The following is a 20,022-nucleotide window of genomic DNA, read 5'->3' on the forward strand; positions in this document are numbered from 1 at the left end:
GTGAGTTATTTACATTTCGGGCCAAGTTTGGTCATCCAACCTGTCTCTATCGTTAAGGACATGCTGTCGTATCGAAGCGCTTCCCGCCAAGCTGCGGCATCCGCCAAGCCCTGTTCCAAACTTGTTTCTCCGTTCATTGCATCACCGGACTTCCAATCCTTATCCTTTAAGTATAATATAATGTAATTTACGGTGTCAAAACGATACTTAACCGCTCTCCTCGCGGAAAGAGCGGTTTAACGGAAGTTTACAAATTGCAGATCCAGCGGCAGATCGGCTTGCTTCAGCAATTGAATGACCTTCTGCAAGTCATCCTTGTTTTTACCGGATACGCGAATCTGGTCTCCTTGAATCTGACTGCTTACCTTCAGCTTGGAATCCTTGATCATCGTATTAATCTTCTTGGCGCTGGCCTGATCGATCCCTTGCTTTAAGGCAATGGATTGACGTACGGTGCTCTGGGCGGCCGGCTCAATTTTACCGAATTCCAGATTTTTCAGAGAAATGCCTCTCTTCGCCATCTTGGATTGAAGGATATCGATAACCGCCTTAAGCTTAAACTCATCGTCGGAAATAACTACTAATTGATCCTTCTCCAGCGAAAGACTGCTCCTGCTTCCCTTGAAGTCGAACCGGTTGGCCAGCTCTTTCTCCGTTTGGTTAATCGCATTATTTAACTCCTGCATATCCATCTTGGAAGTTACGTCGAAGGAATGCTCTGATGCCATCGAAATGTCCCCCTTATCTTCTAAATCAATGAATTGAATACATTATAGCAACATTTGGTATTGAACAAAAGGGAATGCGACGAGAAAAACTCCTGTCGGAGCATTTTATGGACGAGCGACCGCTTGTTACGCCAACAGCCATCATTTTCACCTTCTGATGGTGCCTTCTTTGACGGTACCGGTGACGCTTTCACGGCTTGGACGATTACCTTGAGAAGAAGTCCATTTTCTGCTGGTGCCGTGCAAGCGGAATTAGAGCGTTTAACTGGATTTCATACACAGTAGTTTGCACCTCTGTAGCGAAATATGGAAACTACCTTGAAAATCCGTCTATTTTACCGTCTGCAGGCATCGTTGCAAGCGGAGCGGCACGTCTAACTGTATTTTGTACAGGTAGATTCAAGCGAATGGGCGAAAATGATCAAACTAACTGGATAAACTACAGTTAAAATGGGCAACTTTGGGCGAAACGGCTGTTTTGGTGCAAACTAGCTGTAGGTTTTCCAGTTAGTTTCCATATTTCTTCCGAGCATAGAAATCTAACTGTATGAAATCCATTTAGTTTTCAATTTTCACACTATTGAAGCAATTCAACTCTATTCTGCCTTAAAAATCCATCCATTTTCATCATCTGATGGTGCCGCGGTCAGAGGCATGGGGGTCTAAATGGAACAACTACAGCTAGTTTGTAAAAATAGGCGTTATCAACAAAAAACCTTGATTCTAAATGTAATTCTTCCATTTACTTTGATCACTTTCCACCATTCCCTTCAATTTGCCCAAACCCATTAGAACCAACGGGTTTCTATTTGTGCAACATTTATATCCAAACTTATATTCCACCAGGCATATTAAACCTTTAAATCGATGGTTTCGCTCTGCGGAAGTTGAGTTAAAAAATTTCATGGCGGCAGGAAACTTAATTGAAGTGCAGCGCTTTGAAACATAGATTTCGAAAGAAAAATCCCTGCCTCCGCAGGGACATATTGTTCCTTTGCTAAAAAATATCTTCTTCCTATCGGCTTTAAATGGGTGGCGTACGAAATCCAAACATCCAAACACAAGATGGGCGATCCCGTATTCGATCGGGCGCAATCCCATGCCTCCGGCCGCATAAGGCTTGATCCCGTCCCCAACCTGATGAAAACCTAGCCGGTGTACACCCGCAATTCTCCCAACTCGTTCTATTGGGTTGAACTAACCGGCCTATCCTTTGGGAGAAGAAGAAATCCGTCAGCTAACGGGCATCATTCTTGTCAGTATTCTTGGCATCAGTCTTGGTATCATTCTTGTCAGTATTCTTGGCATCAGTCTTGGTACCATCTTTGTCGGCAATCTTGGTATTATTCTTGACTTCATCTTTGCCAGCATTCTTTGAATCGCCCTGGGCAGCTCCGCTTTCGCTCTTCTCGGCGAATTCGAATTGAAATCGTTTAGGGTTCGGCTGGTCTCCAACATTAATGGACACTCCATTCACCTTAAGCTCTACGGCATTAGGCGCCCCTAAATTTAGATACACAGGCTCGGTAAGCTCCCAGGTTTTGCTGGCGCCGTTCTCCAAAATTCCCGAGTCTATCGATTTCTTCTCAGGCAAAGCATCGAGTCCGATCCAGCATCTCTTTCCGGTTACCGTCAATTCCAGGTTTATTTTGTCCGTTCCGTTTATTTGATAATAATCCACTCCGCCCTCACTCTTGACAAGCTCGACCACGGGCTGCGGTGTGGGGGTCGGTGATGGAGCGACCGATGGCTGCACAGAAGAACCGGGCGAAGGGGTGGCTGTTGCGTCCGGGTTATTGATTTCGGAGGTATGCCTATCGGTAATTTTATGCTTGTCAGGCTCCTCCAGATCATTTCCGGCAACGTGGTACTTGTTAACGAAGAACCATATCAGGAAAAGAATCAGAATCAGAAATGCCCACAGCATAATCCCGGTAACCCATTTCCCCCAACCGTCTCCCGTTTTGGCGCTGGCCCTGCTGCGGGTGACCGTCTCGATCGCCGTTTCCGGTTCCGTCGGCGGAAGGACATTGCTGTACAGCTTGAGCAATTCGTTAGGATCCAGTCCGACCGCTTCCGCATAGTTTTTGATAAAGGCGCGGACATAAAAATTACCGGGAAGCACCTTGTAATTCCCTTCCTCGATCGCTTCCAGATAACGCTTACGGATTTTCGTCGTTTCCTGCAAGTCTTCCAGTGATATTCCTTGTTCCAGTCTTTGCTTCTTCAGAATTTGGCCCAGCTCTTGCACACATTCACCTCCTGACTATTTCAGCCTTTAGTCAAAAATCCCCGTATCCGGAGTTAACTACGTCATAATTGATTTCTTCGCCGGGTTCATGTCTCAGTTCAATAATCACGTCAAAAAGATCATAGTCGAACGGAGAGTGCTTTATAAAAATGTCGGGATGCTCAATGACCTTCGTGGAGGGCATCGCCATAATTTCCTGCACGAGCATCCGATGCTCGTCCGAGGCCCGCATCGTAGACACAATTCCGTCCATAATATAAATATGATCGGGATTCAGCTCACCGGCCGACAAATGGCTGCGCATCGTCTGCTTGAGCAGCGTCGAAGACACGATAGTCCATCTCTTGTTTGAACAGACACTGCCGGCAATGATCGACTCCGTCTTGCCGACTCTGGGCATGCCTCTTAAACCGATGACCTGATTGCCGTCCCTCTTAAAAAGCTCTCCCAGAAAATCAACCAGAAGCCCCAGCTCGTCGCGGGTGAATCGGAAGGTCTTCTTATCATCCGAATCTCTCTCCGGGTACCGACCGTGTCTGACAGCCAGCAGGTCAACAAGCCTCGGAGTGCGAAGGGCATTGATCGTAATATTGTCCACCTTTTTTAACATTTTACCCATAACTTCTATTTTATCATCATCATCGTCATTCGTTTGCAGAAGCATTCCCCGGGTCCGGTCCTCGACCCCGTTGATTGTCAAAATATTGATATCAAGCATTCCCATTAAGGAAGCGATGTCCCCCAACAAACCGGGGCGGTTTTTATGTATTTTGTATTCCATATACCACTGCTTCACTGCCAAACCGCGCCTCCCCCAATTTAGAAGTAAGGTGTTTTACCGGTTGCTTATATAAATTCTGGGATTGCCCCAATAGAAATTGACGAATATTCAATTGCCAATCCTCCAAAAGCAGCAAAAAAATAAGGCTTATTTCCTGCTTCGATATCCTAATTCTACAAATTTCGTCATTTTCCTTCTCTATCCCCTAATTTACTTTGTCAAAATTTAAAAACTTTACTATAAGTATACCATGGTTGCAAAAGAAAAACCTCCAAAAAAGGAGGCATTTTTTTTGCTTTTGTCAGGACTCTTTTACCCACTTGATCATCAGCTTTGCGATCATTTGCTGCTCGTTAGTGTCGGCCACATCCCACAGCTCCTTGAGCATGCGTTCTTCATTGTTCTTGGGGTCGATCTTATCCGCAAGAAATCCGCCAATCTGATAAGCAAGCTTGGAGATGGTTTCCTCGCTCATCCCTGCTTTTTCTGCTTCGCTGACACGATTCGACAGAAACTCTTTCCACTTTTCTATAGATTTCAATACAGTTGTTTCCACCTGGAATTCCTCCTTGGGGTAATGAAATGACAGTCCTAATATTTGCAGATTAAGCGACAAATATTCATTCCCCAATAGCGGTGTAATCAGGTGAACCAGCCTCCGTTAGGGCTGATGATCTGTCCGGTAATATAGCCTGACTCCGGAAGGGCCAGAAAATAGACCAGGGCGGCGATTTCATCCGGTTGGGCAAAGCGGCCGGCCGGAATTTCATTCTCTATTGCCGCCTTCTCCTCTTCATTGAACTGGTCCATCATCTCCGTTTGAACTACTCCTGGAGCTACCGCATTGACAGTTATCCCGGAAGGGCCCAATTCTTTGGCAAGCGCCTTGGTCATTGCATTGACCCCCCCTTTGGCCGTTGAGTAGACGACTTCGCAGGAAGCCCCGGTAATCCCCCAGACTGAAGAAACATTGATGATCCGCCCGTATTTGCGGCGAACCATCTCCTCCATAAACATCTGAGTGCAGAGAAAGGTCCCTTTCAAATTCACGCTCATGATATGGTCCCAATCGTCCTCAGAAACCTCGGAGAACAAACCGTAATGGGCTATTCCCGCATTATTGACCAATATTTCCGGCATCATCCCATGCTTCTCCAGCTTATCCCTCATTCTCATGAGCTGCTCCTTGGACCTGAGATCGGCCGTCGCGGTGACGACATTGGCCCCGAGTTCCAAACACCGTCTGGCCACCTCATTAGCCTCTTCATGGGAGTTTCGGTAATGAACGACAATGTTCATGCCTTCTCTTGCAAATCGCTCGGCGATGGCGGCGCCGATTCCCCTGCTGGCCCCGGTTACGAGAACCGTTTGTTGTGGAAAGGGCTTCATGCTCATCCTTGTGCATTCCTTACGACGGAAACAGCCATCCGCTCCCATTGGAAATGATCGCGCAGACGTTCATTAACCTCTTGCAATGTCATAGCCTCATATTTAGGCAGAATGGTGAAGAAGTCGCTTCCTTTGAACAGATAGCTGGTAAATTCGTTGGCCATCGCTTCCGGCGAATTAAGCATGCGCAAATATCCGCCCATTTTCTTTCTGCGGCATCTTTCAAAATCTTCTTCCGCTATTCCTTTCTCCAGAACGGGCGTCAAGAGCTGCTTCACTCTCGACAGAAGCTCCTCCGGATCGCGGGTATCCCCTCCGATCATGGAGAAGGAATATCCGGGAGTACAGTTATAACTGAATCCGAAGTTGTCGGAGATCAGGTTCTCCTCGTACAACGTTTGGTAAATTGCCGAGCTTTGGCTGAACAGGCAGTCCATCATGACGGCTGTGACCAGTTCCTTACGCAGCAAAGCATCCCCTTCGAGCTTACCGGATACTTCCTTGAAGCCAAACAAGCACTTCGGCTCGGAGACGGGAAGCACCGTCGTCTTCATCTCCTGCTTCACTTCGGCAGGCTCCGCCGGAAATAGCCGGTTAATGCTTCCCTGGGGAGAGAAAGTCTTGGCTTGCTGGTTGCCGCGAACCCATTGCATAACCTCTTCCGGGTCTACTCCGCCCACGACAAACAAGCACATATTGCTCGGATGATAGAAGGTGTGATAACACTCATACAGCGTTTCCTTCGTAATTTCCGCAATGGATTCGACTGTTCCCGCAATATCGATCCGCACCGGATGATTATGGTACATCGCCTCGATCAGGCCGAAATAAACTCTCCAGTCCGGCTGATCCTGATACATTTTGATTTCCTGGCCGATAATTCCTTTCTCCTTCTCTACGTTCTCATCCGTAAAATAAGGATGCTGCACGAAATCCAGAAGTGTGGTCAGGTTTTCCTTAATATGACCCGTAGCGGAGAAAAGATAGACGGTCCGGTCAAAGCTGGTAAAAGCATTAGCGGAAGCCCCGTGCGATGCAAAGGTAGCGAAGATATCTCCGGTTGGCTCTTCGAACATCTTATGCTCCAGGAAGTGGGCGATCCCGTCGGGCACCTTCACTTCTTCCTTCCCTTCGACGCGAAAATGATTATCGACCGAGCCATATTTTGTAGAAAACGTGGCGTAAGTTTTTTGAAAACCCTTTTTGGGCAGAACATACACGGTCAATCCATTGTCCAGACGGTCAACGTATAAGGTTTCATTCAAAGATTCGTAGCGGATGGTCTCCATCTTACTCACCCTCCTTATCGCGCAAGAAGTAAATCGTATCGAGGCAAACATCGTCGGCCACTTCACGGATTTGCTGAGGGGTTACGGCTTCCACCGCCGCAATCAATTCGGGAATGGACCTTTCCTTGCCCGACAGCACGCTGTTGAAATCAAAGCCGATCATCTCGTATGCGGAGTCCTGGATCTCTTTAAGCTGATTGACGATCATGGCTTTCGTTTGGGACAGTTCCAGATCGCTGATCTCCCCTCTGACCATCGCGTCGAGCTGTTCCCGGATAATCGATACCGCTTTCTCATAATTATTGATTTCAATCCCCGATTGAATCGTAATAATTCCCTTATGTCCATCCAAGCGGGAGGAGGCGTAATAAGCAAGGCTTTCTTTCTCTCGTACGTTCATAAAGAGTTTGGAATGAGGATATCCTCCCAACACCCCGTTATACATCAAGGCGGCGGCATAGCGTTCGTCCCCATAAGTAATGCTGCTTCTCAGCCCCATGTTCAGCTTGCCCTGCCCGACCTCCAGCCTCTCGATTACCGTATTGACATCCCGCTTGTCCCCGCAAGCCGCCGGCTTGGTAACATATGCAGGATTTTCCGAACGTTCGGAAGCCAGCAATTCCCTTAAGATAGATTGAACTTCCTCGCTCGTCGTATTTCCGACCACATACAGATCGATCGGAGAGCTTTGCAGCCACTGCCGGTAAGCCGAGTACAGAGATTGTTTATCCAGCTTCTCCAACTTGTCCAGTTGCCCGAGAGGATGAAGGCGGTAAGGCTCGTTCTTACACATTTCCTCCAGGCATCTTTCCGCGGCATAACGGATTTTATCATTGATTATGGATTGTATTCTTTTGCGAAGGGTCTGTTTTTCCGATTCTACATACTTGCTGACGAAATGATCGTTCTCCAGTGCCGGACGAGTAATGGCTTCGGTCAAAAATTTAAGTGCCTGTTTTAATAAAGGCTCTGTCCCGGAAACGTATTGATCCTCGATCATGTCCATTCGAAACTGAACGATTTGGTAATCTCCCCGTTTATAAATATCAAAGCCGAACCCGGCCCCATACAATTCATCCAGCCGCTCACGAAAGCGTTTGGTCTCAGGCAAGGCTTGCGTCCCCCGCCGCAGCACAAACGGCGTAAGTGCCGTCGGGGTTACGGTCTCCTCTGCAAGCGGTGTTCCGATATATGCGCTGATCGCATAGGTTTTAAAGCGGTCGGTCGGCAGGACGTGCAGGCGGATCGAATGAATTTCGCTTCGTTCAAACTTGGATGGTCTCATGCCAACATTGCTCCCTTCTGCTCCGTAGTCGTAACCATATTCTTAGGTATACTGAGTCTATTCCATTATATTCCTACAGAATGAGAAGAAGCAACCGAAGCCGGCTGCTTCCAACCATTCCGTTATGCTGATCAGGTGAGGTTCCGATATAGTTACTTACAGAAAATATGCTTGCCTATAGTTTTCACCTGCGGTCTTGTCCAAATCCAGGCAGAGGTCGCCGTCTCCGGGTTGAAATAATATTCGCAGCCCCCGGAAGGGTCCCAGCCGTTAATGGCATCCAATACGGCTTTCTTGGCCGTTTCGTTAGGCTGCAGCCATATTTGTCCGTCTGCTACCGCCGTGAAGGCCCCGGGCTGGAAAATAACTCCGGAAATCGTATTCGGGAAGCTCGCCGATTTCAGGCGGTTAAGAATAACCGCAGCTACAGCAACCTGCCCAACATACGGCTCGCCGCGGGCCTCTCCATATACGGCATTGGCCATCAGCTTCAAATCATTGTCGGATAGCCCGCCATGAGACGAAGCCGGCAGGTTGGCATTGGCCGGCGGTGCCGCGCCTCCACCACCTCCACCTCCGCCTGTCGGTGCCTGAGGAGCTGTCGGCCTCCAGCTTTTGGTCGCTTTCCAAAGCGCCAGTTTCGTCTTCGGTCCCACCAGCCCGTCAACTTTTAATCCGAAATCGCCTTGGAACCACTTGACCGCTTTGAGAGTCAGATACCCGTAATCCCCATCGATGTTGCCGTGATAAAAACCTAGAAATTTCAATCTTCCCTGCAGCTCATAAACGTCGTCTCCGGTACTGCCGTAACGGATCAGGTTCTCGCTGAACACTTCAGTGGACTTGTTCTCTTTGAATTGCATCGTTAAGAAAAAGGCCACAAGAATACAGCAAGTAATAACGATAAGCCGTTTATTCATTCGCATACTCAACCTTTCTTCATGATGTTGAAGTCCAAGTTGAAGTTATTATTTGAAAGGTTTCCCGCTTCTATACAGACGCCCTAGAACCTGTCGGGCCCGAAAACAACGAGTAGGGAACAGCAGCGAATACGGACGAAAGTGCGGATTCCTTGTTTTTAAAAAAATAAGCTGCCGGTCATCCGGCAGCTTCAGTTAACTTATTTTATTATGCAAGGAATGGCATAGTTAAAGGGACGCACGGTTTACGAACTGATCCGGGTCTGCTGGAATTGCTCCAAGGTAAGCAGAACTTCTCTCGGTTTGCTGCCCTCGTAAGGGCCCACAATCCCCTTGGCTTCCATCGTATCGATTAACCTTGCGGCACGGGTATATCCGATGCGCATTCTGCGTTGGAGCAATGAAACGGAAGCCTGCTTCGCCTCAACAATAATTTGTACAGCCTGATCGAACAGCTCGTCCTCGAACACTTCCTCCTGTTCCGTCTGCTCCTCCACCTCCGGCACCATCTCCTCCTGATAGTTGGCCTGCTCTTGGCTGCGGCAGAATGTGACGACGGCTTCGACTTCCTGGTCGGACAGGAACGCGCCTTGTACACGCAGAGGCTTGCTTGCTCCGACCGGCATGAACAGCATGTCGCCTCGGCCGAGCAGCTTCTCGGCACCGGCCATATCGAGAATGGTCCTGGAATCAACCTGCGAGGAGACTCCGAAAGCGATCCGGGACGGAATATTGGCTTTAATCAACCCGGTAATAACGTCTACCGATGGTCTCTGGGTCGCGATGATCAGGTGAATTCCGGCCGCTCTGGCCATCTGCGCCAGCCGGCAGATGGAGTCCTCTACATCGTTGGCGGCTACCATCATCAAATCGGCAAGCTCGTCAACAATGACCACGATCAGCGGCAGCGGTTCTCCGGGATTCGGATTATCCTTATTGGTAATCAAGGCATTATAACCCTCGATATTGCGGGTTCCGGTCTTGGAGAACAGCTCATAGCGCTTCTCCATCTCCACGACAACCTTCTTCAGAGCCAGGGAGGCTCTTCGGGGATCGGTGACGACGGGTGCCAGCAAATGGGGAATTCCGTTGTATACATTCAATTCCACCATTTTAGGGTCGATCATCAGAAACTTCACTTCATCCGGCTTCGCTTTAAATAGAATGCTTGTAATAATACCGTTAATACATACGGATTTACCCGACCCTGTGGCCCCCGCTACGAGCAAGTGCGGCATCTTGGCGAGATTGGCTACAATCGGCTGGCCGGTAATATCTCTTCCCAGAGATATAGATAGCTTGGCGTCCGCTTCATAGAAGGCGGTGCTCTCCATGACTTCACGCAGGGTAACCATAGAAACTTCCGTATTCGGGACTTCAATCCCTATAGCCGACTTCCCGGGAATCGGCGCTTCCATGCGGATATCCTTGGCGGCCAGAGCCAAAGCGATATCATCGGTCAACCCGACAATCCGGCTGACCTTGACCCCCACGTCCGGCTGAATCTCATATCTTGTTACCGATGGCCCCCGGACAACGTCCAGCACTTTGGCCCGAACTCCGAAGCTTTCCAGAGTCGCTTCCAATTTGCGGGCGTTTGCTTTATAGTCCATATGATCGGAGCCTTTGCCGATTCCGACAGGCTTCGAGAGAAGGCCGAAGTCCGGAAGCTGATACGGCTTGCCCGGTGTTTTATCGGGATCATTGCCGAACGCCAGCTCTTCATCCGCTTGCTCTTCTTCGTTCTTCCCGGCCTCCACGGGCTTGCGGGATTCGCTCTTCTCAATTTCATCGCGGAAATCCCGGATGATCGGAATGGCCGGTTCATCCTTCTGGCTTTCCTCGAGCAAATGCTCGGTCATTTTCACCGGTTTCTGCTCTTCCTTCTTATCCTTCTTGGAAGTCAGCAGTTGTACGAAAACCGGCTTCTTCTTCTCTTCCTGCTCGTAATCCGGGTCCGGCAAAGTTTCCTCATCGGGTTCGTCCTCGTCCGGATCATAAATCTCAGCAGCAGGCTGCTTCTTGAGCTTCTTGGAGGTCGGTACTTGCTTATGTACCAGCTTTCGCTTCGTGAATAAGGAGGCAATGCTCTTCAACATTCGCTCTCCAATGTTTCTAAACCGCTTGTTGAAGCTCTTGAACAGATCGACCATGGAGATACCGGTCACCAATAGAATCCCCGCCGCAAACAACGCATAGACGATAAGCTTGGAGCCCCAGAGTCCGAACAGCAAATAGAGGGCGGCATACAAGAAAGCCCCGATCATCCCTCCGCCGACTTCCCTGTGGAGAATGTTGGGCGAATCCTCGGCCCCTCTGAGCCCGTCCGCCATGCGCTCCCAGGTTTCGCTTATGATATAGGAGGATTTTAACGTATCCCCCAACGGATCGATGATAGTCATCATGGACATGTGGTTAAGGATAATCAGTCCAGCCAGAATGAGGCTAAGCCCCGTCTTCTTGGAGGACCACTTTCTCGGCCATGCCCGATTGATCATGACGTATACGGCAATATAAATAAAGATCAGGGGGATAACGAAATCAAGCACCCCGATCAGAAACCTGAATAAATAGGTTAGTGCACGCGCTACCGATCCTTGACGAGAAAGGGCGATGACGGACAGAATAAGGATCGCTATTCCGTACAGCTCGTACTTGATGGCTAACTTCGTGCCGGCATTTTTCTTTCTTTTTTTTGCCAATTAAGCCACCTCCGTTCCCTATTATATCATAATGGGCAAGAATGACATATAGTTGTCCGGTCGCAAGAATGCAAAGAAAACAACACCCGGGACAGGTCGCCGGGTGCGGTTAAAACAGACTGTTTCAGTTCTGTTCATACGCGGAAGGGGTGAAGGTAATGATTGTCCCCGGAGCATAAGCCGGGTTCAGATAATCGTTCACATTGGGGCTCAATAGACGGATAATCTTGGCCTGATTCGCACTCAGGCGCTGCACCTGCATTTCCACACCTTGAACTTGAATTTGCTCGAATGAATAATCCGCCTCTTCACTGCCTTCCATAACCAGATCCAGAGGAACAATGGAATGGATGGTCATTGGAACGTCACCTCTTGTCTGGGCGCTTTGCGCTCGGCAATCATTTGGTTAAGGCGCTGCAGCGCCTCTCCGATACCGCCGATAGAATCAATCAGCCCGTACCGAACTGCATCCTGACCGATGACCGTTGTCCCGATGTCGCGGGTAAGCTCCCCTGTTTTGAACATTAATTCCTTGATTTTCTCTTCACTGATTCGCGAATGCCTTGTGATGAATTGAATGATCCGCTCCTGCATCTTGTCCAAATACTCGAAGGTTTGAGGAACTCCGATCACCATTCCTGTCAAGCGGATCGGATGGATCGTCATCGTCGCGGTTTCCGCTATGACGCTGTAATCCGAGGAGACGGCAATCGGTACCCCGATACTGTGCCCCCCTCCGAGAACGAGAGTGACAGTCGGCTTAGATATTGTGGCTATCATCTCGGCGATCGCCAATCCCGCTTCTACGTCGCCTCCGACTGTGTTAAGGATAACAAGAATACCTTCAATTTTAGCATTCTGTTCGGCGGCCACCAGTTGAGGTATGAGATGCTCATACTTCGTCGTTTTGTTTTGCGGCGGGAGGATCATATGACCTTCTACTTGACCTATGATCGTTAAACAATAAATGTTGCTCTCGACCGTTGGAGTTGTTGTTTGACCAAGCTGTTGTATATTTTCCAGTGCCGCGTTCTTCTTCGGATCCTCAGTCACGGGTGCAGCCGGTGTCGGTTCCTGATTTACGAATGGTTCCACTGTATATTTCCCTCCAGATGTTTAGTCCTTCATACTTCCAGTAATGGCGGCGGTATTGAACGATTCCAAGAAAGGCCTCCCTTCTGCTTGCCCACTGCAAAAAAGGACCGGCCATAGCTCTTTACTTAGTATGAGTGTATAACGTCGCAATCATGCATCTTGGGACAGCTTGCAGACGAGAGCTTGTTGTAATTCAGTAGCTGACGGCCCGTGCTTCTTCACATACAGCCTGCTATTTAAAGACCGCGGCATTTCAGGCCATAATGACTGATTTTTCCATTGGGAAGGTTGATTCTTCATCACGGTTTGCTCTATCATTTGAAGGAAACCTCTTCAGAGTGGTGGTGCAGCCAAGCTTTCTGACCTTACTGTATGAAGCGGTGTTTTTCTTTCTTTGCAACCTATCTAAGAAGGAGGTTGACTTCCCTATGAAAACAATCCTAATCGTAGAAGACGATATCAGTTTAAATAAAGGAATCATGCTTACGCTCGCCCGGGACGGAATTGCGATCCGCCAAGCTTATGATCTGGCGGCAGCGAACAAATTGCTGTTGGAGGAACCTATCGATTTAATTATTCTCGACGTAAATCTCCCGGACGGCAGCGGCCTGGATTTCTGTGAACAAGTACGCCGGAGATCACGGGTTCCGATTATCTTTCTGACCGCAAACGATCTCGAGGCGGATATCGTAACCGGCTTTGAACTCGGCGGGGACGACTATATTACGAAACCGTTCAGTTTGATGGTGCTGCGCGCAAGGGTTATGGCGGTGCTCAGAAGAATGGAGCCGCAGAATGAGGATCAATGGACGATAGATCATCTTTCGTTCGATTTCGGGAAAATGGATTTCCGGAAACACGGGCAGCCCTTACTATTGAGCCGTACCGAACAGAAGCTGTTAAAAGTGCTTGTGGCGAATCGGGGAATTATTCTGACCAGGGAGCAGATCATGGACAAAGTATGGACTCATGAGGCGGAATTTGTGGATGAGAACGCATTAACGGTCACGGTTAAAAGATTGCGCGCGAAAATTGAAGAAGAACCTTCATCGCCAAAATACATTAAGACGGTGTATGGGTTAGGATACATATGGTCTGAGGGGAACCGGACATGAACCATTATCGGGAACTCAAGTTTAAACGAATTTATATCTTTTTCTTGTCTTCTTTTCTCATCTTGACTATCGGATATTCGCTCGGGATGCTGTATATGACCGAATTTGAAGGAATGACGGGATGGCTGACCATCGGCTTCGGCGCTGCTCTGCTCTTAATGGCAGGTGCCCTCGTTTGGGTTCTTCGATCACAGGTGAAGGCCGTGATCCGGACGGTTGATGATATCGTGGACGGGGCCATAAGCGGCCGAAGGCGGATAACGGGCTATGCGGAGACGAATCTGTCATCGCTGGAAAACAAATTGACCCGCTATATTGATATGTCCAGGGCCCATGAGCAGAATAAAGAAGCTGAGAAAAATAAAATCCAGGGACTGATTTCGGACATTTCCCATCAAACGAAAACCCCCCTCTCCAACATCCATTTGTATACCCAATTACTGGAGGAACAACCATTGCCCGATGAGAGCAGCCGTTACTTGGTAGCCCAAATCAAGACGCAGTCGGAAAAGCTGAATTGGCTGATCCAGTCTCTGATCAAAATGTCGCGGCTGGAGACAGGCGTTATTGCCATCCGGGCAGGAGCTCATCCGGTGCTGCCAACGGTCATGGCTGCCGTATCACAGGTTTATGCCGAGGCGGAGGCCAGGAAGATAAGGATCGGGGTATCCTGCGATCCGACAACGGCGGCCAGCCATGATCCGAAGTGGACTGGTGAAGCCCTGTTTAACATTCTGGATAACGCAGTCAAGTACAGCAACAATGGGGAACAAATTTTAATCTCGGTCAAAGCCGGTGAAATGTTCACCCGTATTAATATCGCCGACCACGGGATCGGAATCGCGGAAAGCGAGCTGAACCTGGTTTTTCAACGATTTTATAGATGCGCAAAGACGCCTGTAAATGAAGGCGTAGGAATCGGCTTATACTTGGCCAGGGAAATCGTCACATCCCAGGGCGGATATATCAAAGCCTCCTCCAAGCCGGGAGAGGGATCGGTTTTTTCCGTGTTTTTACCCGTAAATTAAGAGATTGTGTCTAATGTGTTATTTTTCAGACACCGGAATGTCAGATTGATCTGTTATAAATAGTCTGTACTCTTCGTACAGACTATTTTTGGGGGAGATGAAAGCTTTGTCGGTCCTGCGAGTTGATCATTTGAAAAAATATTACGGTAAAGGACATCCGGTCGTAAAGGCTCTCGACGGCGTTTCCCTGACCGTTGAGAAGGGGGAATTTGTCGCCATCGTCGGTACCAGCGGCAGCGGCAAGAGTACTCTGCTTCATTTGCTGGGCGGGCTGGATCGGGCCACGGAAGGCAAGGTTTACGTGGACGGGAACGATATTTTCAGCATGAACGACGAGAATCTGACCATTTTCCGGCGAAGATCGGTCGGGTTTGTTTTTCAGAGCTATAATTTGATTCCCATTCTGAATGTATACGAAAACATTGTGCTTCCTATTGAACTGGACGGCGCCAGAGTGGATGAACCGTATATCGATCATATCATTGGAGCGCTCGGGCTTAGGGAGAAGATTCACAGCCTCCCTTCCAGCCTGTCCGGCGGGCAGCAGCAAAGAGTGGCTATCGCGCGAGCATTGGCAACGAAACCGTCCATTCTGTTGGCCGATGAACCTACCGGGAATTTGGACAGCAAAACAAGCCAGGAAGTTCTTATCCTCATGAAACAGATGAGCGACAAGTTTAATCAGACGATGGTGATGATTACCCACAATGAAGAGATCGCACAAACGGCGGACAGGGTAATCCGGATCGAGGACGGCAGAATCGTTAGCCGATCCGACACCAGCGGGGGGTGAGCCGGTATGCTTCGAACCAATAATGGGAGAACGGTATTCCATATCGCCAAGCAAAGCTTGCGGGCGAACCGGCTGCGAAACCTCGTCGTCATATGTGCGATAGTGCTGACGACGCTGCTGATTACGTCAGTTTTTACAATGGGCTTCAGCATTAATAAATCGATGGAACGCGCGCTTATGAAAACGGTGGGAAGCGATTTCCATGGGGTATTTAAATATCTTACGCCGGATGAAGCAGAGAAGCTGATTCGGCATCCTTCCATCAAGCAATACGGCAGATCCGTCGTCGTTGGTCATGCCATAGACGATCAGCTCAAAGGAGCAAATGTGGAAATTCATCATATCGATGAAAGTACGGCCAAACATAGCTTTATAGAATTTTTGGAAGGCGGCCTTCCATCGGGTGAAAATGAAATTGCCCTGAATACTTGGACCTTGGATTTGCTTGGGGTCCCTCCTCAGGTAGGGGTAAACATCCGGCTCGATCTCGACATCCACGGTCAGAAAATGTCCAAGGACTTCGTATTATCCGGTTACTACGAGGCGGAACAGTATGTGGCGATGGCGGGACTGGCCCTCGTATCGGAGCTCTTCGTGCAGAAGAATCTCTCCCATATCGACCCCGAAGAATCCAGACGAACGGGAACTTATAGTCATACGATCAGCCTTAATGTCATGTTTAACAACGCTTGGGACATAGAGAAGAAGATCAAGGAAGTGTTGTCCGATTCCAAAGTGAACGCGTCTTATGGCGTAAACTGGGCCTATTCCAGCGTTTCTCTATCTGAAAATATTATGAATGGGCTGCCGTTGGCCGGCCTGGTTCTGATTATTATGCTGAGCGGTTATTTGCTGATCTATAATATATTCCACATCTCGGTTGTCCGCGACATAAAGTTTTACGGTCTCTTGAAAACGATTGGAACTACTCCCCGGCAGCTAAAAAGAATAATCTCGCTCCAAGCAAACCTGTTGTATGCGGCGGGCCTGCCTATTGGACTTGCCATTGGCTACGGAATTGGGCTCTGGTTGACGCCGATGATGACCTCCTTCTCATCTGTGGAAGCTTCTTATTCGGTTAGCCCGTTTATTTTCCTGGGCGCAGCATTGTTTTCCTATATAACGGTCCGGATGGCGGCCGGCAAGCCCGGCAGAACCGCGGCGAGAATATCGCCTGTGGAGGCTGTCAAGTTCTCCGGTATGAACGAGGGAATCCGCCGAAAGCGAAGCAAGCGCTCCCGGAACGGGGTGAAGCTGTCCAAAATGTCGATGAGCAATCTGCTGCGGCATAAGAAAAAGCTATTCCTTATGCTGTCCTCCCTGTCGCTCGGTATCATACTTTTCAGCATAATCTACACCGTAGTTTCATCGCTGAACGTCAACAAATACTTGAATACGTTCATAACGGGGGATTTCGTGGTAAAAGAAGCTTCTCCGGGCGACAGAAGGCTCCCACTGGCTAACTTAACGCTTACGGAGGATGTCAGCAATGCGCTAAGGGCAATCCATGGAGTGGAAAGATTAGATAAAGTTTATTACAAAGATGATGCTTTAAAGCTAAATGAATCGATTCTGTCGGTATTGAAGCCTTTAGCGGCTTCGGAGGATCCGGACATCCCTGTCTTTACCTCAATTTTGAATCAGGGTGCTGTAGGTCTGCAAGTTCACGGAATCGACAGCGGATGGTATGAAGTTGTTCAGCATGGGGATATCGTGTCCGGTACGTTCGACCGGGATAAGTTCGAATCCGGAGACTATGTTCTGATCTCGGAAGCACTGCTTGGGGAGGATCAGTATATCAGCTACTTCAATCCGGGTGACCTGATCAAGCTGGATAGTATGGAAAAAAGCTATCAGGTGATGGCCGTTCTGAAGACGGATGCGCTTTACGCAGCGGGTACCCAAATTTTCAGAAGCGGAGGCTTCAACGTATATTTACCGGCAGAAGAGTTTGCCAAATCCGTAGCCGATCCTCAAATACTTTCCGTTACTCTTCACGCGGATCCCGCCGTTCTGGAGCAAGTGGAACACGCTGTACAGACCATTACGGACCCGTTGGATTTGATTATGAAATCCAGGGAGGATTATAGGGAAGAAATGGAGGGGTTCATCCGCATCTTTCAGACCGTCGGTTACGGCTTGAGTATCATTATCGCATTGATTGGCCTGCTTAACTTTGTCAATACGGTTATAACCGGAGTATTCTCCCGCAGGAATGAATTTGCCGTGCTGGAAAGCATCGGCATGTCCAAGAAACAGCTAAAGAAAATGCTGGCTTATGAAGGACTTTACATCGTTTTGTTTACAAGCGCGATAGTGGGAACCGCAGGAATGTATTTAACCTACCGGATTGCCAAGGAGATATCGGAAAACATGGCTTATACGGAATTTCAAATGAATATCATGCCCATCGCCGCCGTACTTCCTCTGTTTGCCGTAATCTCATTGATCGTTACTTTGGCTGCTTACCAATGGCTGTCGAGGTCTACAATCGTGGAAAGATTGCGGGAGGCGGAGTAAAAAATATTCAGGTCGCACGGCCTCTCCCCATTCTCGTCCCCTATATACGAATGTCCGCACCACGTGGAAAACGCTGCGGCATAATCAATAAAAGCCTTTCGGCGCATTGTCCGAAAGGCTTATTATAGCTTGGGTTAAGTGACTTAATGCTTAGCCTCACACTTCCATAATGATTGGAAGGATCATAGGTCTTCTTCTTGTTTGTTCATATAAAAATCGTCCTAGTGCGTCTTTGACATGTGTTTTTAATGAGGCCCACTCATTAACATTCTCATTCATCAGCTTGTTTAAGGTGCCGGTTACAATCCGGTTTGCTTCGTCCAACAAGCCCTCCGATTCCCTGACGTATACGAAGCCGCGGGAAATAATGTCCGGGCCGGACAAGATGTTGCCCTCTTGCTTGCTAAGCGTGACGACAACCACCAATATTCCATCCTGGGACAGCAGTTTCCGGTCGCGCAGGACGATATTTCCGACATCGCCTACTCCCAATCCGTCAATGAGAACATTGCCGGATTGTACCTTGGCCCCTCTGCGGGCCACACCGTTCTGAACTTCCACCGTATCACCGATATCCACGATAAAGATGTCTTCCTTATCAACGCCTACCGATTCGGCCAGCAAACCGTGCTGACGCAGCATACGATATTCTCCGTGAATTGGCATGAAATATTTAGGCTTCATCAGATTCAGCATGAGCTTGAGCTCTTCCTGACTTCCGTGTCCCGATACGTGAACACCCGAAACCGAGCCGGGACCATAAATTACGTTGGCTCCCAGTCGGAACAGTTCATCGACAGTGCGTCCTACGAACTTCTCGTTACCTGGAATCGGGGTCGCTGCAATAATTACCGTATCACCGGGAAGAATATCGACCTTCCGGTGGGTAGAACGCGCCATCCTTGTTAAAGCGGACATAGGCTCGCCTTGACTTCCCGTAGACAGAATGACCACCCGGTCGGCAGCCATCCGATTGACTTCCTCGGGCTCGATCAGCATTCCTTCCGGAATATTCAAGTAGCCCAGCTCCGAAGCAATCGTCACTACATTAACCATGCTGCGTCCAATAACGGTAACTTTGCGGTGGGTTGATTCCGCAGCATCTATTACCTGCTGAATCCGGTGAATGTTGGAGGCGAAGGTAGCCACAACGACTCTTTGCCGCGCTTTGCGGAACACTTCCTCCAACTCGGCTCCTACGCTTCTCTCCGAACCTGTGAAGCCGGGACGTTCAGCGTTGGTGCTGTCGGAAAGCAGCATGAGTACTCCTTTTCTACCAATCTCCGCCATTCGATGCAAGTCCGCATACTGTCCGTTAACCGGTGTTTGGTCAAATTTGAAATCCCCAGTATGCACAACTGTTCCTTCGGGGGTATCCAGACATACTCCTACAGAATCAGGAATGCTGTGATTGGTCTTGAAGAAGCTGGCTTTAATCGTTCCCAATTGCAGCTCAGAATCAGCATTAATCAGAATGCGCTTCGTTTCCCCCAACATATTGGCTTCCTTCAGCTTGGCCTCGACCAACCCGAGGGTTAACTTTGTTCCATATACTGGGACTTTCAACTGCTTAAGTATATAGGGCAATCCTCCGATATGGTCTTCATGTCCGTGAGTGAGAAGAATTCCTCTTACCTTATCCTGATTCTCCACCAGGTAAGATATATCCGGAATGACAATATCGATTCCTAACATGTCCTCCTCCGGAAACTTCAGCCCCGCATCCACCACAACGATATCGTTGGCATATTGCACCACATACATATTCTTACCGATTTCGCCCACGCCGCCAAGAGCGAAAACCGATAGCTTCTCGTTATTCTTTTTTGACAAGTTTATTCCTCCTTGATATATTGACGACGATTTTATAACTCACAATCAAAAAGAAACCGCACAAGTCACTTGCCATCATTATACATGAAAGAAAACACTAATTACAAGCTAAATCATTTACGACCTATTGTCTCCAAAAATAAAAAACCGATGCCTGCCGGCATCGATTTTTTTACCACATGAGAATCTTCAAATTTTTTACCGTGTTAATACGGCGTAATAAGATTCTTATTGAATAAAAAGCTTCTTATCATACGGCATTATTCTTCTTCGAAAACAGTATGAGAGCTATT

At 48.5% G+C, this 20,022-nt stretch carries 16 protein-coding genes; 4 read left to right on the forward strand and 12 right to left on the reverse strand.

Annotated elements, in window-relative coordinates; all coding sequences use genetic code 11:
- Nucleotides 1–236: 236 nt before the first annotated feature.
- The 11 genes from ACFQ03_RS08135 to ACFQ03_RS08185 all read right to left on the reverse strand — a co-directional run bounded on the left by ACFQ03_RS08135 (nucleotide 237) and on the right by ACFQ03_RS08185 (nucleotide 12,440).
- The gene (locus ACFQ03_RS08135) at nucleotides 237–728 is read right to left on the reverse strand and encodes a YajQ family cyclic di-GMP-binding protein (protein ID WP_144932554.1); all 492 of its coding nucleotides are present in this window, start codon (nucleotides 726–728) and stop codon (nucleotides 237–239) included.
- Between the two features lie 1,237 nt (nucleotides 729–1,965).
- Nucleotides 1,966–2,979, reverse strand: a complete 1,014-nt coding sequence (locus tag ACFQ03_RS08140) for a helix-turn-helix domain-containing protein (RefSeq protein WP_379287320.1) — start codon at nucleotides 2,977–2,979, stop codon at nucleotides 1,966–1,968.
- Between the two features lie 31 nt (nucleotides 2,980–3,010).
- Nucleotides 3,011–3,781: a DUF3388 domain-containing protein gene (locus ACFQ03_RS08145; protein WP_144933037.1), complete on the reverse strand. Its 771-nt coding sequence runs from the start codon at nucleotides 3,779–3,781 to the stop codon at nucleotides 3,011–3,013.
- Nucleotides 3,782–4,061: 280 nt separating this feature from the next.
- Nucleotides 4,062–4,316 (reverse strand): DUF3243 domain-containing protein, encoded by a 255-nt coding sequence (locus tag ACFQ03_RS08150; RefSeq protein ID WP_144933039.1) that lies wholly within the window; start codon nucleotides 4,314–4,316, stop codon nucleotides 4,062–4,064.
- A gap of 86 nt (nucleotides 4,317–4,402) precedes the next feature.
- A complete protein-coding gene (ymfI, locus tag ACFQ03_RS08155) occupies nucleotides 4,403–5,155 on the reverse strand; it encodes an elongation factor P 5-aminopentanone reductase (protein ID WP_379287323.1) in 753 nt (250 codons plus the stop codon).
- Nucleotides 5,152–6,438, reverse strand: coding sequence for an EF-P 5-aminopentanol modification-associated protein YfmH (yfmH, locus tag ACFQ03_RS08160; RefSeq protein ID WP_379287325.1), 1,287 nt, complete (start codon nucleotides 6,436–6,438; stop codon nucleotides 5,152–5,154). The genes ymfI and yfmH overlap by 4 nt, the downstream gene beginning before the upstream one ends.
- Nucleotide 6,439: 1 nt before the next feature.
- Nucleotides 6,440–7,723, reverse strand: a complete 1,284-nt coding sequence (yfmF, locus tag ACFQ03_RS08165; protein ID WP_379287327.1) for an EF-P 5-aminopentanol modification-associated protein YfmF — start codon at nucleotides 7,721–7,723, stop codon at nucleotides 6,440–6,442.
- A gap of 152 nt (nucleotides 7,724–7,875) precedes the next feature.
- On the reverse strand, nucleotides 7,876–8,643 hold the full coding sequence (sleB, locus tag ACFQ03_RS08170) for a spore cortex-lytic enzyme (protein WP_379287329.1): 768 nt from the start codon (nucleotides 8,641–8,643) through the stop codon (nucleotides 7,876–7,878).
- A 245-nt stretch (nucleotides 8,644–8,888) separates the two neighbouring features.
- Nucleotides 8,889–11,345: an FtsK/SpoIIIE family DNA translocase gene (locus ACFQ03_RS08175; RefSeq protein ID WP_379287331.1), complete on the reverse strand. Its 2,457-nt coding sequence runs from the start codon at nucleotides 11,343–11,345 to the stop codon at nucleotides 8,889–8,891.
- Nucleotides 11,346–11,469: 124 nt separating this feature from the next.
- Nucleotides 11,470–11,703 (reverse strand): YlzJ-like family protein, encoded by a 234-nt coding sequence (locus ACFQ03_RS08180; protein WP_144933049.1) that lies wholly within the window; start codon nucleotides 11,701–11,703, stop codon nucleotides 11,470–11,472.
- Nucleotides 11,700–12,440 carry a ClpP family protease gene (locus ACFQ03_RS08185; protein ID WP_144933052.1) on the reverse strand — a complete coding sequence of 247 codons (741 nt, stop codon included), beginning with the start codon at nucleotides 12,438–12,440 and terminating at the stop codon, nucleotides 11,700–11,702. Before ACFQ03_RS08185 ends, ACFQ03_RS08180 begins: the two co-directional genes overlap by 4 nt.
- Nucleotides 12,441–12,868: 428 nt before the next feature.
- Here ACFQ03_RS08185 and ACFQ03_RS08190 point away from each other — a divergent pair, with 428 nt between their 5' ends.
- From ACFQ03_RS08190 to ACFQ03_RS08205, 4 genes are all read left to right on the forward strand, one after another.
- On the forward strand, nucleotides 12,869–13,555 hold the full coding sequence (locus tag ACFQ03_RS08190; RefSeq protein ID WP_144933054.1) for a response regulator transcription factor: 687 nt from the start codon (nucleotides 12,869–12,871) through the stop codon (nucleotides 13,553–13,555).
- Nucleotides 13,552–14,583, forward strand: a complete 1,032-nt coding sequence (locus ACFQ03_RS08195) for a sensor histidine kinase (RefSeq protein ID WP_379287334.1) — start codon at nucleotides 13,552–13,554, stop codon at nucleotides 14,581–14,583. Before ACFQ03_RS08190 ends, ACFQ03_RS08195 begins: the two co-directional genes overlap by 4 nt.
- A gap of 106 nt (nucleotides 14,584–14,689) precedes the next feature.
- Nucleotides 14,690–15,376, forward strand: a complete 687-nt coding sequence (locus ACFQ03_RS08200) for an ABC transporter ATP-binding protein (protein ID WP_150959646.1) — start codon at nucleotides 14,690–14,692, stop codon at nucleotides 15,374–15,376.
- 6 nt (nucleotides 15,377–15,382) lie between these two features.
- On the forward strand, nucleotides 15,383–17,896 hold the full coding sequence (locus ACFQ03_RS08205; RefSeq protein WP_379287336.1) for an ABC transporter permease: 2,514 nt from the start codon (nucleotides 15,383–15,385) through the stop codon (nucleotides 17,894–17,896).
- A gap of 156 nt (nucleotides 17,897–18,052) precedes the next feature.
- On the opposite strand, the gene ACFQ03_RS08210 is transcribed toward ACFQ03_RS08205, so the two are convergent.
- Nucleotides 18,053–19,729, reverse strand: a complete 1,677-nt coding sequence (locus ACFQ03_RS08210) for a ribonuclease J (RefSeq protein WP_144933062.1) — start codon at nucleotides 19,727–19,729, stop codon at nucleotides 18,053–18,055.
- Nucleotides 19,730–20,022: the final 293 nt, after the last annotated feature.

It is taken from the genome of Paenibacillus residui (assembly GCF_042677205.1).
Lineage (GTDB): Bacteria > Bacillota > Bacilli > Paenibacillales > NBRC-103111 > Paenibacillus_L > Paenibacillus_L residui.

What these genes read in the sequence shown, in the direction of transcription:
- ACFQ03_RS08135 (WP_144932554.1), bottom strand. Translation starts at nt 728, where the DNA reads ATGGCATCAGAGCATTCCTTCGACGTAACTTCCAAGATGGATATGCAG.
- ymfI (WP_379287323.1), bottom strand. Translation starts at nt 5,155, where the DNA reads ATGAGCATGAAGCCCTTTCCACAACAAACGGTTCTCGTAACCGGGGCC.
- yfmH (WP_379287325.1), bottom strand. Translation starts at nt 6,438, where the DNA reads ATGGAGACCATCCGCTACGAATCTTTGAATGAAACCTTATACGTTGAC.
- yfmF (WP_379287327.1), bottom strand. Translation starts at nt 7,723, where the DNA reads ATGAGACCATCCAAGTTTGAACGAAGCGAAATTCATTCGATCCGCCTG.
- sleB (WP_379287329.1), bottom strand. Translation starts at nt 8,643, where the DNA reads ATGAATAAACGGCTTATCGTTATTACTTGCTGTATTCTTGTGGCCTTT.
- ACFQ03_RS08180 (WP_144933049.1), bottom strand. Translation starts at nt 11,703, where the DNA reads ATGACCATCCATTCCATTGTTCCTCTGGATCTGGTTATGGAAGGCAGT.
- ACFQ03_RS08190 (WP_144933054.1), top strand. Translation starts at nt 12,869, where the DNA reads ATGAAAACAATCCTAATCGTAGAAGACGATATCAGTTTAAATAAAGGA.
- ACFQ03_RS08195 (WP_379287334.1), top strand. Translation starts at nt 13,552, where the DNA reads ATGAACCATTATCGGGAACTCAAGTTTAAACGAATTTATATCTTTTTC.
- ACFQ03_RS08205 (WP_379287336.1), top strand. Translation starts at nt 15,383, where the DNA reads ATGCTTCGAACCAATAATGGGAGAACGGTATTCCATATCGCCAAGCAA.